At 57.3% G+C, this 13,428-nt stretch carries 16 protein-coding genes; 1 reads left to right on the top strand and 15 read right to left on the bottom strand.

All coding sequences use genetic code 11. From position 1 onward, the window contains the following. Positions 1 to 275 precede the first annotated feature (275 nt). The 4 genes from GFC01_RS12780 to GFC01_RS12765 form a co-directional block, all read right to left on the bottom strand. Positions 276 to 647, bottom strand: a complete 372-nt coding sequence (locus GFC01_RS12780) for a DUF2512 family protein (protein WP_152947502.1) — start codon at positions 645 to 647, stop codon at positions 276 to 278. 195 nt (positions 648 to 842) lie between these two features. Beyond that, a complete protein-coding gene (locus GFC01_RS12775; RefSeq protein ID WP_152947501.1) occupies positions 843 to 1,484 on the bottom strand; it encodes a DUF3786 domain-containing protein in 642 nt (213 codons plus the stop codon). 164 nt (positions 1,485 to 1,648) lie between these two features. Next, positions 1,649 to 2,089, bottom strand: coding sequence for a hypothetical protein (locus GFC01_RS12770; RefSeq protein ID WP_341473963.1), 441 nt, complete (start codon positions 2,087 to 2,089; stop codon positions 1,649 to 1,651). Between the two features lie 112 nt (positions 2,090 to 2,201). Next, positions 2,202 to 4,232 carry a transglycosylase domain-containing protein gene (locus tag GFC01_RS12765; protein WP_341473962.1) on the bottom strand — a complete coding sequence of 677 codons (2,031 nt, stop codon included), beginning with the start codon at positions 4,230 to 4,232 and terminating at the stop codon, positions 2,202 to 2,204. Positions 4,233 to 4,428: 196 nt separating this feature from the next. On the opposite strand from GFC01_RS12765, the gene GFC01_RS12760 reads away from it, so the two are divergent. Next, complete coding sequence (locus GFC01_RS12760) at positions 4,429 to 5,277, top strand: Asp23/Gls24 family envelope stress response protein (RefSeq protein ID WP_279233481.1); 849 nt, start codon at positions 4,429 to 4,431, stop codon at positions 5,275 to 5,277. A 20-nt stretch (positions 5,278 to 5,297) separates the two neighbouring features. Here the strand turns inward: GFC01_RS12760 and GFC01_RS12755 are convergent, their stop codons facing one another. The 11 genes from GFC01_RS12755 to cbiD form a co-directional block, all read right to left on the bottom strand. Continuing rightward, positions 5,298 to 5,996, bottom strand: a complete 699-nt coding sequence (locus GFC01_RS12755) for a cell wall hydrolase (protein ID WP_152947498.1) — start codon at positions 5,994 to 5,996, stop codon at positions 5,298 to 5,300. 77 nt (positions 5,997 to 6,073) lie between these two features. Then, positions 6,074 to 6,694, bottom strand: a complete 621-nt coding sequence (locus GFC01_RS12750; RefSeq protein WP_152947497.1) for a precorrin-8X methylmutase — start codon at positions 6,692 to 6,694, stop codon at positions 6,074 to 6,076. After that, entirely contained in the window at positions 6,695 to 7,060 is a 366-nt protein-coding gene (locus tag GFC01_RS12745; protein ID WP_152947496.1) for a sirohydrochlorin chelatase, read from the bottom strand. Then, entirely contained in the window at positions 7,057 to 7,842 is a 786-nt protein-coding gene (gene cobK, locus GFC01_RS12740; RefSeq protein WP_341473961.1) for a precorrin-6A reductase, read from the bottom strand. Before cobK ends, GFC01_RS12745 begins: the two co-directional genes overlap by 4 nt. Continuing rightward, the gene (gene cobJ, locus GFC01_RS12735) at positions 7,839 to 8,561 is read right to left on the bottom strand and encodes a precorrin-3B C(17)-methyltransferase (protein ID WP_194174945.1); all 723 of its coding nucleotides are present in this window, start codon (positions 8,559 to 8,561) and stop codon (positions 7,839 to 7,841) included. The genes cobK and cobJ overlap by 4 nt, the downstream gene beginning before the upstream one ends. Then, on the bottom strand, positions 8,534 to 9,619 hold the full coding sequence (locus GFC01_RS12730; RefSeq protein ID WP_152947493.1) for a cobalt-precorrin 5A hydrolase: 1,086 nt from the start codon (positions 9,617 to 9,619) through the stop codon (positions 8,534 to 8,536). The genes cobJ and GFC01_RS12730 overlap by 28 nt, the downstream gene beginning before the upstream one ends. Next, positions 9,616 to 10,371, bottom strand: coding sequence for a precorrin-4 C(11)-methyltransferase (cobM, locus tag GFC01_RS12725; RefSeq protein WP_152947492.1), 756 nt, complete (start codon positions 10,369 to 10,371; stop codon positions 9,616 to 9,618). The genes GFC01_RS12730 and cobM overlap by 4 nt, the downstream gene beginning before the upstream one ends. Then, entirely contained in the window at positions 10,368 to 11,093 is a 726-nt protein-coding gene (cobI, locus tag GFC01_RS12720; RefSeq protein WP_152947491.1) for a precorrin-2 C(20)-methyltransferase, read from the bottom strand. The genes cobM and cobI overlap by 4 nt, the downstream gene beginning before the upstream one ends. Next, complete coding sequence (gene cbiT, locus GFC01_RS12715) at positions 11,083 to 11,688, bottom strand: precorrin-6Y C5,15-methyltransferase (decarboxylating) subunit CbiT (RefSeq protein ID WP_152947490.1); 606 nt, start codon at positions 11,686 to 11,688, stop codon at positions 11,083 to 11,085. Before cbiT ends, cobI begins: the two co-directional genes overlap by 11 nt. Continuing rightward, complete coding sequence (gene cbiE / locus GFC01_RS12710; RefSeq protein WP_152947489.1) at positions 11,645 to 12,304, bottom strand: precorrin-6y C5,15-methyltransferase (decarboxylating) subunit CbiE; 660 nt, start codon at positions 12,302 to 12,304, stop codon at positions 11,645 to 11,647. Before cbiE ends, cbiT begins: the two co-directional genes overlap by 44 nt. Beyond that, positions 12,253 to 13,395, bottom strand: coding sequence for a cobalt-precorrin-5B (C(1))-methyltransferase CbiD (gene cbiD / locus GFC01_RS12705; RefSeq protein ID WP_152947488.1), 1,143 nt, complete (start codon positions 13,393 to 13,395; stop codon positions 12,253 to 12,255). Before cbiD ends, cbiE begins: the two co-directional genes overlap by 52 nt. Positions 13,396 to 13,428 lie beyond the last annotated feature (33 nt).

The raw sequence follows: 13,428 nt of genomic DNA, 5'->3' as shown, positions 1-13,428 counted from the left end.
GCGAATATTTAACATGAGACCTCACACTCCTTTAGCTTGATTTTTGGTGTTTTTTGGGCGCGCGAGGTCTCATTTCTTTTTCAGGGGGCTGATCCCCTTCTGGTGCCTACTGAAATTTTACACGGCCTTCCGGTCCGGGTATGTGGCTGTTACCTTAAACTGGTCTGCCGAAAAGGTCTCCATGAAGCACTGGAGTTATACGTGGACAAATACGGGATGGCAATCTTTTTTTTTCGGAATCGCAAAAGTATAAGCGGGTGTTTGTGGTAAAGCGGTCATTTTTCCCGTCCCCGGCGGTTGAACAGGGTGCGTAACAGGAACTGGTGAAAGTACCATTCGCCCGCACCGATGGTCGCCGCCACCAGGACCGTACCCGGAGGAGCCAGGACCTTCTCTCCCAGGAAGGTGGTTGCTTCCCAGAGCAAAAGTATGGTCACGATGATATCCGCCGCCATGGCCGCCCAGGTGCCCTGCCGGGGTAAAACAATAACGTCGGCCAGGATGTAAACCACCGGTGTCATTAACAGGGCGGTCATTATTGCTTCAGCAACATTCAAGGAACTGAAGGCCGGCAGCAAAACCCCCATTACGGGGGCAAAGAGCAGAAATTTTGTAATCAGGGCATTGATATGCCGGGCCACGGGCATTTATCCCCCTTTTTCTTAAAAGTCAGCATTAAAGTATGGGGACGGCGGGGCTTGACGAAAAATATTATCATGGGGTTAAGGCCCCTTTCGGGATAGTTTGCCAGTGTTTTTATTTTTATCCACAGGCTGTAATAATAATTATCATGGACGGTTGGGCCGGTAATTGTTCACGAACGAAACCGGGACCGGGCAGGCTTATCTGCCCAACCAGTCCACGGGATGATGGTCCGGGTGAATACCAGCCATTAGCTTGTAGGCCAGTTCTACCCCCAGCACCCAGAGGGAAGCAGTGGAAAGGTGTGTGGGTGCTACGGCGTCATAGAGAATACCGGCCCGGGGCGGAAACTCATCATCTCCGGACCAGAGTATTGCCGCCATCGGCAGTTTGGGCAAAACCGGGATCCTGGCCCCGGCGTCTCCCATGGTCAGTGGTTCCCCGCCCAGTTGCCGGGCGGCCTGCTCGAACTCAGCCGGTTTATGGTCAAAGGTCCGGGCCAGGGGTTCCAGGGCGTCGGTTTGAAAAGGGGCATAGTGGTGGGCTCCTTCGGGCAGTTCCAGAAAAGACAGCCAGCGTCCCCGGGGCGGCAGGCCGCTGGCCGAACACAGGTACTGAAGAATCAGTGTTCGGTCGTTGTAGGAAACCGGTTCCATGGAATCCGGCCGGCTGACATTTCCCTGACAGTCAACCAGGTAAATATGCCCGCAATATTTTAACTCAAAAAGTTGCCTTTGCCGGTCGAAGGTGGCTCCGGTACGCATGACCACCCCTTCCGGTTCCCGGGCCAGTTGGGCGAATAAACGTACCGCTTCGCTACAGGCATTAACAATATTACACATTTTTACACCCCTTCCGGTTTTAAATGCAGGTATGAATGAACTCTGTGAAAAATATTACCGTAAAGTCAAAGAGACACCCTGGTGGCGGTGGTTATCCGGGAAGTGATCTGTCCCCATTGAAAAGTTGGGTTCATTAACCTGGACTGTTTCCGGTGCATTATTGCCTAACGTCCGGCCAGGTAAAGAATAATGGCGGTGATAATGACCACCAGGAATAAAACCATGGACAGGCCGCCGAAATGAGTCAGGGCTTTCAGACGAATTCCTTCGTTTTCCGCCCTTTCCCGCAGGCAGCGATATACCTGTAAACGGCCGATGACATCCATAACCATACTATCCACCAGATCCGGTTCCCCGCCCCGGTCCAACAGGCTCTGTACCGTTGTAGACAGCCATTCCTGCCGCCCCTTTTCATCCAGCTGGCCGTATTCCCCCTTGAAAAAAAGTTTGAATTCCCTTTCCCGGGGTTTCAGCTTCTGGAAAAAGGTGCGCCGTTCCTGCCGGGAAAGCTGCCGGATGTTTTTTTCCAGCAGTGCGGCTTCTTCTGGAGGTATCTGGAACTGTTCCTTCAGAGCATTGGCCATCTCCCTGGACAAAAGCTTCACCTCGTTTTTTAATGCCGGGTAAACGTTAATTCTTGATGCACTCCTTTAATTCCTGCCTGTTCAGGCTGTCCCCGGCGATCAATCCGGCCAAATAAAGACGTTCCGTTAGTTATCACGGGGTTTCCCCACCCGGTTGCAGCAAATCCCGTAGTTTTAAACCCCAGGGAGTGTTGCTGCCGAAAAAGCAGGGTAACACGGGTTCCGTTCCCTCCACGAAAGCGGCCCGGATCACCCGCCGGCTGAAGGGTGTGGCCCGCAGGCCGTCGTCGGCGCAGATATCCACCAGGGTGACGCCGCCGGGTACGGGGAAGTCTTCCGCCGGCTGATCCTGTAAAGCGGCAGCCATGAACCCGGCCCACAGGGGGGCGGCCAGTTGCCCGGAGGTGGCACCGGTGGATTTTTGTTTATCGTCATAGCCCACATAGACGGTACAGACCAGTTGTGGCGTATAACCCACAAACCAGACATCCTTTAATCCCGTAGTGGTTCCCGTTTTGCCGGCGGCCGGCCGGTTTAACAGTTTGCCGGCATCCGCCGCCGTTCCTCCCGGCTGCAGCACTCCCTTCAGCATATCGGTAACAATGTAGGCGATTTTTTCATCCAGCACCGGTTGCAGTTGCGGATTGTTTTCTTCCAACACATTGCCCCTGCGGTCCAGAATTTGGGTAATATAAAGGGGTTTGGACAATTGACCCCGGTTGGCCAGGGCGCCGTAGGCCCGGGCCATTTCCAGGGGGGTAACCTCCGCCGTACCCAGGGGCAGGGACAGATACGGTTGCAGGGGGCTTTCAATTCCCAACCGGCGGGCGCAGGCCACCAGGGTTTCCGGTCCCAGGCGGTTGTTCAGTTCCACGGCCACCACGTTATCCGAAGTATAAAGGGCCTCTTTTAACGTAAAGGGACGGTTGTGATAACCGCCGTTAAAATCGGTGGGCCGGTAGGGTTCCTGCCCCGGTATGGGGTAACTTGCCGGTTTGCACTCCAGGATGGTGGCGGCGGTGTAGCCCCGCTCCAGGGCGGCCGCATAAAGAAAAGGTTTGAAAGCCGAGCCCGGCTGGCTCCTGGCCAGCGCCCGGTTGTACTGGGAGCGGTTGAAATTGCGGCCTCCCACCATGGCTTTGATATAACCGGTTCGGGGGTCCAGGGCCACCAGCGCCCCCTCCAGATCGGGATTCTGAGCTGAGAGGCCGTCCTGCAACGCCTTTTCAGCTGCTTTCTGCATATCCAGATCCAGGGCGGTCCGGATGGTTAATCCACCACTGTAGACCAGATCCGGTTGCCGGGGATACTTTTGCTGGATATACTTTACTACTTCGGCCACAAAATAAGCGGCAGTGGTCTGTCCGGCCACCTGGTTCCGGGGTTTAAGGGGCTTTGCCCGGGCTTCTTTTGCCTGCTGTGGTGTAATCATGCCCAACTCCAACATCCGCTGCAGTACCTGGGCCTGCCTGTCCCTGGCCCTGTCCGGATCCACCACCGGATTGTACAGGCTGGGTGCCCGGATTAACCCGGCCAGCATGGCACTTTCGGCCAGATCCAGATCCCGTGCCGGTTTGTCGAAATAGGTACGGGCGGCCATTTCGATGCCGTAAGCGCCCTGGCCGAAGTAAACCTGGTTCAGGTACATCTGCAGAATTTCATCCTTGCTGTATTGCCTTTCCAGCTGGATGGTTAACCATAGTTCTTTTATTTTCCGGGTTAAGGTTTTTTCCGGCCCCAGGTACATGTTTTTGGCCAGCTGCTGGGTGATGGTGCTGCCCCCCTCCACTATTTTTCCGGCCCGGGCATTGCGGTATAAAGCCCTGGCCAGACCCACCGGATCTATGCCGTGGTGCCGGTAAAAACGGGCGTCTTCGATGGCCACCACGGCCTTTTGCATTTCCGGTGAAATATCTTTCAGCGCTACCGGAATGCGTTGATTCGGGGTTATGGTGGCGATCAACCTTCCCCCGGCGTCCAACACCCTGGAAGGGGTGGGCACGGTTGGAGACGGCCAGGAAAAAGGGGCGGCGCAACCGGCCAGAAGGCCCAGTAACAGCAGCAATAAAGCAATCTTGATGATAACATGTGATTTTCTTTTCCTTTTGGGGTTCCCCTTGATTGCGATGATCCCGGGTTTAAGGGAGTCACTTTTATTGCCCACTTTTTTAAACCTCCGGTAAAACTTTGCACGCTCGCAGTAGCGGGTTATAATATATACTATCCTATCCCAGAAATGAAAAATGCATCCATAGACTATGGGTAAAGGAATAACCATCATTATGTAGAATATCATCACTGTTAATTTAGACAAATGACCCGGCCGGTTTTAAGCAGCATTTTGCAGGGGGAGAATGGACTTGGAAGTTTTCGCACTGGTTGGCCCCAGCGGGACGGGCAAAAGTTACCGGGCCATAGCCACGGCCTATGATTTGAATGCCGAAATTATCATCGACGATGGTCTGTTAATTAAAGGAAACCGGATTCTCACCGGCGTTTCGGCCAAACGTCAGCCCACGCGCATAGGCGCCATTAAAACGGCCCTGTTTATGGACGACGAACAGGCACGGCAGGCCCGGGAAGTGTTGCGGGAGATAAACCCCCGGAGGATCCTCATCCTGGGTACATCGAAGGGTATGGTGGATAAAATTGTCTCCCGGTTGTCCCTGCCTCCGGTGAGCCGGGTAATTCCCATTGACGCAGTGGCCTCCCAAAAAGAGATCAAAAAAGCCCGGGCCATGCGCGTCCAGTACAGTAAGCATGTTATTCCCGCTCCTACCATGGAGGTGAAAAAAAGGTTTCCCGATATAATCACCGATTCCCTGCAGGTGCTGCTCCACCGCAAAGATCCCCAGGGGAAACGCAGCTGGCTTGAGCAGTCGGTGGTACGCCCCACTTTCACCTATTTCGGCAAACTGACCATCACCCAGCATGCCCTGGCCGCCATTGTGACCCGGGCAACCCGGGAGGTGGATGGAGTGAAAAGCGCCGGCCGCGTTCTGGTGGAAAGGCATGCCGACGGAGTGGTTATTGAAGTGCATCCCGTTTTGTATTATGGTTGTATTTTGAACCAGGTGGGACGGCAGATCCAGGATACGGTGAAAAGGCGGGTGGAAGAAATGACCGGTTTATCGGTTAAGGCAGTAAATGTGCTGGTTAAAGAAGTATTCTTACCCGATGGGAAAAAGGGTAAGGGGCCGGTCCGTTAAACCGCCCCCTTTTTATGTTTTCAGGCTTTTGTGGCAAAGACGTGATTGCCGATCCGGGTAACCACCGGCAGTGTTCTGATCCACCGGTCCGCGGCTGTACGGGGATTGTAGAAAAACAGTGCCCCGTTGGTGGGATCGCAGCCCATAAGAGCCTGAATGGCGGCATTAATAGCCGTCTCATCGGGTTCCAGATTTATGGAACCGTCGGCCACAGGCGAAAACTGGTAAATATGCTTGTTTTTCTGATAAACGACTTCCCGGATGGTTTTAGGAAAACCGGGACTGGTCACCCGGTTGAGGATGACCGCTCCCACAGCCACCTGTCCGGTGAAACTCTCCCCCCGGGCCTCGGCGTGGATCACCCTGGCCAGGAGCAAAAGATCTTCCCGCGAGATGGCTCCCCGGGAAATCACGGAGGGAATGCTGCTGTAACTCCGGTCAGGAAGGATCAACACGTCACCCGGGTTAATGGTGCTGCCGGTCAGCTTGTTGACTGCCATAATCCTTTCCACGGGCAAATCGAATTGCTGTGCTATGGAAATCAATGTATCCCCCGGCCGTACCGTATAACAGGCCAGGTGTCTCATGTCGCTTAATTCCGCTCCACCCGGTGAGCCTGCAATCATTTCGCCGGCATAACCCCGTTGCAAGGCTACCACTCCTTGCAGCAGAAGCAGGATGGTCACCAGACCGGCGATTTTGATTAATCTACTACCCATTCTTTCCTCCTTTCCGGCTCAATGAATATTTTTAACCGCCGGGCAGAGCTTTTATACATGAAAACTTTGAGATTAACTTAAGCCATAAGCAACAGGGCGTTGATAATGGCGGTGGCAATGGTGCTGCCGCCCCTGGTGCCCGGTATGGTTATATAAGGAATGTTCAGGGACATCAACTCTTCCTTTGATTCGGTAGCTCCGACGAAGCCCACCGGCGTACCCACCACCAGCGCCGGTCTGGCCTTTCCAGCGCTGATCAGGTGGCAGAGGGCGAATAGGGCCGTGGGTGCATTGCCGATGGCCACAATACCACCATCAACCCCGGGGGCCCCCATTTCCATGGCAATCATGGCTCTGGTCACTCCCGTTTCCCGGGCGCGGCTGACCACGGCAGGATCGTTGATCAGGCAACGGGCTTCCACTCCCAGGGCGGCCAGGCGTTCCCGGATAATGCCGGTACGCACCATATTAACATCGGTAAGAATGGGACGGCCGGACCGCAGGGCTTTCAATCCGCCGGCCACAGCCTGGGGGTGGATACGCACCAGCCCGGCGCAGGACAGGTCACCGGTGGTATGAACCACCCGTTTGATTATTTCCCTTTCCCCGGGGGGCAGCATGGATAATTCCGGCAGCTGTTCTTCAATGATATCCATGCTTCTTTTTTCAATGGCCCGGGGGTTTTTAATTATTTTCAATTAGCTCACCTCCCGGATCCTTTCCAGGATAATTTCGGCCAGCTTCCGGTCCGCCCCTATATTTCCGGCGACAATAATATCCATACCGGGGTAGCGGGTCTGCTCCTTGGCCACAATATCGGGGATATCCCTGGTGACGTGCATCCCCCTGTATAAAAACAGGGGTACCACCACCACCCGCTCCATTCCCCTGGCCGCCATGGCAGCCAGGGCGGTGGGCAAATCCGGCTGGTTGAACTGCAGGGATGCCCCTTCCACCAGTTCAAAGGCTCCTTCCTGGGTGATCATGCTTTTCAGCAGCCTTAAGGTAGCCTGGGCTTCAGGCAGGCGGCTGCCGTGGCTTAAGAGAATAATCCCCGTTTTCATTCCCTGCACTCCTTCTGGGTTATGATAATCCCTTCGATTCTTTCCAGCAGTTCTGCTATTGTTCCGCTGATTTCCGCGGCGGGCTCGGGCGGGCGTTTGATTACCACCACGCTCACCCCCAACTCCAGGGCAGCCTCTATCTTGGCCCCGGTACCGCCGGCGTCGCCACTTTCCTTGGTGACCATTACCGTAGCGGCATATTGTTTGAGCAGAGCCCGGTTTAATTCCCGGCTGAAAGGGCCCTGCATGGCAACGATATCGGCGGGTCTTAAACCCAGTTGGCGGCAGTGCTGGATCACTTCCGGTTCCGGCAGCACCCGGGCTACCACCCGGCAGCCGTGCCGGTGCGCTTCGTTTAAGAAAATCCCCAGGGTTTTACTGCCCGTGGTGAGAAAAATGGTTTTCCCCAGGGACACCGCCTTCCGGGCGGCTTCTTCATAGCCGTCCACCCGGTGAATCAAAGGGTGTTCCGGTAACACAGTTTCCGCCCTCCGGTAGCGCAGGTAGGGTATGTTGTTTTGGGCGCAAACCCGGCGGGCCGTTTCCGAAACCAGGCAGGCATAAGGATGGGTGGCGTCCACCAGGAGGCGAATGCGGTGTTTAACCATCAGGCCGGCCAGTTCCCCTTCGGACAGGCGGCCGGTAATAATTTCAGCTCCGCACCCGGCTAGAAGCTGGCCCCCATAGGGTGTGGCGGCGGAGGCCATAACCGGCAGACCGCGATCCAGGAGTTCCTGGACAACCCGGCGGCCGTCGGCGGTACCGCTCAGGACCAGGATCACAGGGAATATCCCCTTGGCGTGACCAGGTAATCTTCTATCCGGCGGGTGCGGGCGTTGCCGATAATTACGGTGCAGAGCATATCAATGGGATGATCCAGCAGGTGTTCCAGGTCGGTTATCACCACTTTTTCCTGCTCCCGGTAGGCGTTACGTACAATGCCCGCCGGTGTGGATCCGGGTTTGTGCTGGAGCATGATTTCCCGGGCTTCGCGGATCTGGTTTTTCCGCTGGTGGCTGGCCGGGTTATATAGCACAATTACAAAATCGCCCCTGGCCGCCAGGTCCAGCCTTTTTTGGATTACCTCCCAGGGAGTAAGAAGGTCGCTTAAACTGATCACGGCGAAATCGTGCATCAGGGGTGCCCCCAGCAGGGCGGCTGCGGCACTGGCGGAGGTTATGCCGGGAATGATCTCCACCTCCACCCGGTCCAGCAAATCATCCCTTTCCAGCAGTTCTAAAGCCAGGCCGGCCATGCCGTAAACCCCCGGATCGCCACTGGAAACCAGGGCCACCCTTTTGCCCCCTTTCGCCTGCTCGATGGCTGCGGTACAGCGCTCCACTTCCCGGGTCATACCCGTGCTCAGGATTTCCTTTCCCTTCAGCAGGGGGGCGATGAGCTGGATGTAAGTTTTGTACCCCACGATCAGTTCGGCTTCCTGTAATGCCTGCAGTGCCCGGGGGCTCAAATGGGCTAAAGACCCCGGTCCCGTTCCCACCACCCAGAGCTTTCCTCGGCCAGGGCCACCGTTACCCCGGGCCACCGGGTTTTGGGCAGGATCAGCCTGGCTCCTGGGGCGGCCAGCATGGTTACCGGTTCGCATACTCCACCAACTCCTATTTTTTCCCGCACGAAATGGGAATGCTGAAAGATGCCCGGGTTTTCCCGGAAAACCAGGTCAATTTGTTCCCTGGTAAAGGACAGGAGGGGCAGGTCCATTTCCCCGGCCACGGTCAATAAACCCGGTTCCTGTGCCCTCAAGTCTACCGTGGCCAGGGCCCGCAGGCTTAAAGGGCTGCGCCGGGCCATCTGCAGCGCTCCGGTAATAGCCCCCCTGATTAACTCCGGGGCGACGCCCCGGCGGCAGCCAATGCCGGCCACCAGATTTTTCGGTCTTAAAAAAAGGATCTGATCATGGGGCAGGGACATCAGGCGGTTGGTTATTAATACCAGCCAGCCCGCCGGACGGCAGTCATCCAGTTGATCCCACGGGATTACCTCCAGGCCCGGTGAGTGTTGTACGGGCAGGGGCACCTCGCTGCACAGAACAACCCTTTCCCCGTTCACCAGCGCAGCATTTACCTGCCTGACGGCAGCAAATGGTTCCAGAACCAGGGAAAATTCCCGGGCCATGGTGTCCACGGCCGGCAGGTCCTGTACATCGGTGGCGGTGGTGATTACAGGTATGACGCCCAGGTCCGCGGCCAGCTGGCGGGCCAGTTCATTGGCACCCCCCAGGTGCCCGCTCAAAGTGCTGATGGCGAATTTTCCCCCTTCATCCATGACCACCACCGCCGGGTCCACCCGCTTGTTCCGTAGCAGGGGGGCCAGCAGCCGGACCACTATGCCCAGGGCCATAATCAGCACCAGCCCGCGGGAAGAGCGAAATTCCCTTTCCAGCACCCTGGCCAGGGGACCATCCAGGGGCTCCCCCTCTTTTCCCCGGAAACGGGCGGGGATCAGCAGGCGCACCCGGTGTTTTCTGGCCCTTAAGGCATGGGCCACCCTTTCCCCCAGGGAGACTCCGTTTCGGGTAATGGCAATGACAGTGATGGTCATGGTTCTCCCTTCCGGTAACCGTGGCTGAACCGGGGATCATAGAGTCTGGACGGCCGGTAGGAGGCGGCAAAGACTTCTCCCACCATGATCAGGGCGGTGCGGGTTATACCGGCCTGGCGTACCTGATGGGCAATGCCCTTGAGATCGCTGCGTATAATCCTTTCTTCCGGCCAGGATGCCTTTTCCACCACCAGCACCGGTGTGTCCGGGGAATAGCCCCCTTCCAGGAGTTCATCAACCAGGCGGTCAATTTGTTGCACCGAAAGGAAGATGCACATGGTACTCCGGTGCCGGGCCAGTTCACTTAATTTTTCCTTCTCCGGCACGGCTGTGCGTCCTTCCATGCGGGTGAGGATGACCGTTTGGGTTACCCCGGGCAGGGTCAGCTCGTGTGGTACGGCGGCTGCGGCGGCCAGGAAAGAACTCACCCCCGGTATTACCTGAAAGGGGATTCCTTCGGCGGCCAGGGCATCCATTTGTTCCTGGATGGCTCCGTACAGGCCCGGGTCCCCGGTATGCACCCGGGCCACCGTGCGATTTTGCCGGGCGGCCCCACGCATTACCTCCAGCACCTCCTCTAAAGTCATGGTGGCACTGTTGTGTATTTCCACCCCCTGGCGGCAGTAGTCCAGCACCCGGGGGTTGACCAGGGAACCGGTATATATGACCACATCCGCTTCTTTTAAAAGGCGCGCCCCTTTGACCGTAATTAATTCCGGGTCTCCCGGCCCGGCGCCGATAAAATAAATCATGGGGTTTCTCCTTTCACCTTTCCTTGCCGTATGATCAGGATGGACATGTAATCCAGTTCCTGCCCGGCCAGCCTGTCCACCTGACGTTCCACCGCCTGATCGGGATAACCGCAGCGGCTGACCAGGGTCGCTTCCGTACTCAATCCCCGCTCCCGCAACAGTTCCAGTACCTGGTTCCAGCAGCGGTTGACCTTCATTAAGACCACGTTGTCAAAATGGTCCAGTGCATCCCGCAGGCGGTCCAGGCCGTAGGCGGCCGGGATGACCACCAGGCTTTCTTCCCCTTCGGCCAGGGGTTCCTGCAGGAGGGCGGCGCAGGCGTTCATGGCCGTAACGCCGGGAATGGTTTCGGCCGGCAAATCGGGGTGGTGCTCCTGCAGGTACCGGAGAACATAACCGTAGGTGCTGTAAAAGAGGGGATCGCCAATGGTCACGAAGGCCAGTACTTTCCCTTCCCGCACCTGCCGGGCCACCGTTTCCCCCGCCCTAGCCCAGTGTTCCTCCAGTACCCGCCGGTCCCGGGACATGGGAAAGGATAATTCCAGGGTGGTAAACCGGCGGTTTAAAGCCTGGCTGATAACGGACAGGGCCAGGCTCTCCCGGTCGGCGGCCGATTTGGGCACGCAGACCATATCCGCTTCTTTTAAAACCCGAAGGGCCTTGAGGGTGAGCAGTTCCGGGTCACCCGGACCCACACCGATACCGTAGAATTTACCCTTCATCTTCCGCACCTCCTCTCCCGGCAGTAATAATCCACACGGGGTTTGCGGCCTGTAAAAGATGGTAGTTTCCCCGCCTTACCCCCCGGGTCACGGCCAGCTGGATAATTTCCCGGGACCAGGGGGGCTGCAGGAGGGAGAGAACCCGGGTCAGGGTTTCCAGGGTAACGGCGTTGATGACCAGCCTTCCACCGGCAGGTAATATTTCGTTTACCAGATCCAGGATTTCCGCCAGCCGTCCCCCGGATCCCCCGATGAAAACCCGCTGGGGAGCGGGCAGGTCCCGCAATACTTCCGGTGCCCGGCCGGGTACCACCCGGACATTGGTCAGGGAAAAGCGGCGTACATTCTCCCGGATCAGCTCCACCCCCGCCTGGTTTTGTTCGATGGCGTAGACCTGACCGCCGGGGATCAGGCGGGCCGCCTCTATGGCCAGGGAACCGGTACCGCTGCCAATGTCCCAGACCACCTGTCCCGGGGCCAATCTGGCTTTGGCCAGGGTCACCACCCGCACCTCTTCCTTGGTCATGGGCACCTCTCCCCGGGTAAACAGATCATCGGGAATGCCCGGAGTCACATAATCCCAGTTTTGTTTCATCCAAAATCACCATTACGCAATTATTTAAGCCGGAAAAATCCCGGGCAGCCAGTTCCTCCGGCAGGCCGGATATGATCACTTCATCGGGGTAGCCCAGATTGCAGCAGCAGTAAATCCGTCGTTCCAGGTTTCCTTCCTGCAGCAGCCTGGCAATATGGTCCGGTGATGCTCCGGGTCCGGTTAAAAGGGCCACTTTGGCCTGGTGACGGATGGCGGCCACCAGACCGGCGGTGGACCGGCCGTGGGCGCTTAAGATTACGGCATCATGCCAGGGCAGGGCCAGCCGGGCGAAAGCCAGCTGCACCGGGCTGATTCCCGGAATTACTTCCAGTTCCTCCGGGGTGAAATGGTGGCGCAGGAAGCTTAAAATGCCATAAAGGCCGGGATCGCCCGAGGCCAAAATAGCCACCTCCTCCCCGGCGTGGGCACGGAGAAAAGCCACCACTGCCGCCAGGTTGTTTTTGATCATAAATTTTTTTTGGTCCGGCCTGGTCAGCGCTTCCAGGTGGCGCTGGCCGCCGGCCACGACAGTGGCTTCCTCCAGCGCCCTTTGAGCCGATGGTGTCAGGTAAGCCCTTGTTCCCGGTCCGACGCCGATAATTCTAATGCGCGGCATCCCAGTACCCTCCCGATTTCCTGCGCCCGGTGGTCCATCCCCAGGATGCGCCCTTCCAGGTTGAGGAGAACCGTTCCCACCTGCAGGCGGTTGTGTACAAAATCCTCCGCCCGCTGGCTGGCCCGCCGGGCCAGGTAATTATAGACCGGAACCAGTAAATTATTTTCAGCCAGCATACCGGTTACACTTTCAATGGTGGTGGCTTCCAGAATCCGGGCGACCAGATCCCGGTTTCCTCCCAGCATGGCCGTGTAACTGGCCAGAATTTCCCGCCGGGCGTCGGCCAGACGGCTGTGGGTATGAAAAATACCAGCGGCCACTTTAATCAGTTTACCGTGGTGTCCCCACAACAGTACGTGGGTAATACCCTTTTCCACACAGGTATCCAGCATAAACCCAACGAAATTGCTCATTTCCACCACCGCCGTTTCCGGGAAGCCATACTGCTCCTGGGCCATGCGGGCGCCCAGACGGCCGGGGGTGAGGACTATTTGGCGATACCCGGCCGCTCTGGCCATATCCACCAGAGGCACCAGGGAGTCCCGGAAGGCCTCTTCGGACATTGGCTGCACGATGCCGGTGGTTCCCAGAATGGATAGGCCGCCTTCGACGCCCAGTCTTGGGTTCAGGGTGCGCTTGCTCACCTCTTCGCCGCCGGGTATGCTGACGGTCAGTTCCACGCCCCGGCCGGGTGGTAATGTGGTGACTACGGCATCATGGATCATCCGGCGCGGCACCGGGTTGATGGCCGCCTCACCCACTGCTACGGCCAGACCCGGCCGGGTTACCCGACCCACTCCCCGGCCCCCTTTTAGAATAATACCCTCTTCCCGGGGCCGGGCTTCCACCACCACCGGCAGGCCGTGGGTGACATCGGGATCGTCTCCTCCGTCTTTGATCACCACCGCTTCCACTGACTCCTTTTTTTTCTCCAGGTGATGAATGGGTACGGTTATGGGTTGTCCCTGATAATTATATATGGTTGCCTCGGTTAGCCTCCGGTTATGAAAGAGCAATTCCGCGGCCGCCCGGGCGGCGCCGGCGGCGCAGGCTCCGGTGGTGATACCGGAGCGCAGCATTTTTTTGGACATTTTAAAAACCTCCGGAACGGGAAGCCTTCCTTA

This window comes from Desulfofundulus thermobenzoicus, assembly GCF_009428905.1.
Lineage (GTDB): Bacteria > Bacillota > Desulfotomaculia > Desulfotomaculales > Desulfovirgulaceae > Desulfofundulus_A > Desulfofundulus_A thermobenzoicus.
This window is presented reverse-complemented; position numbering and strand designations above follow the sequence as displayed.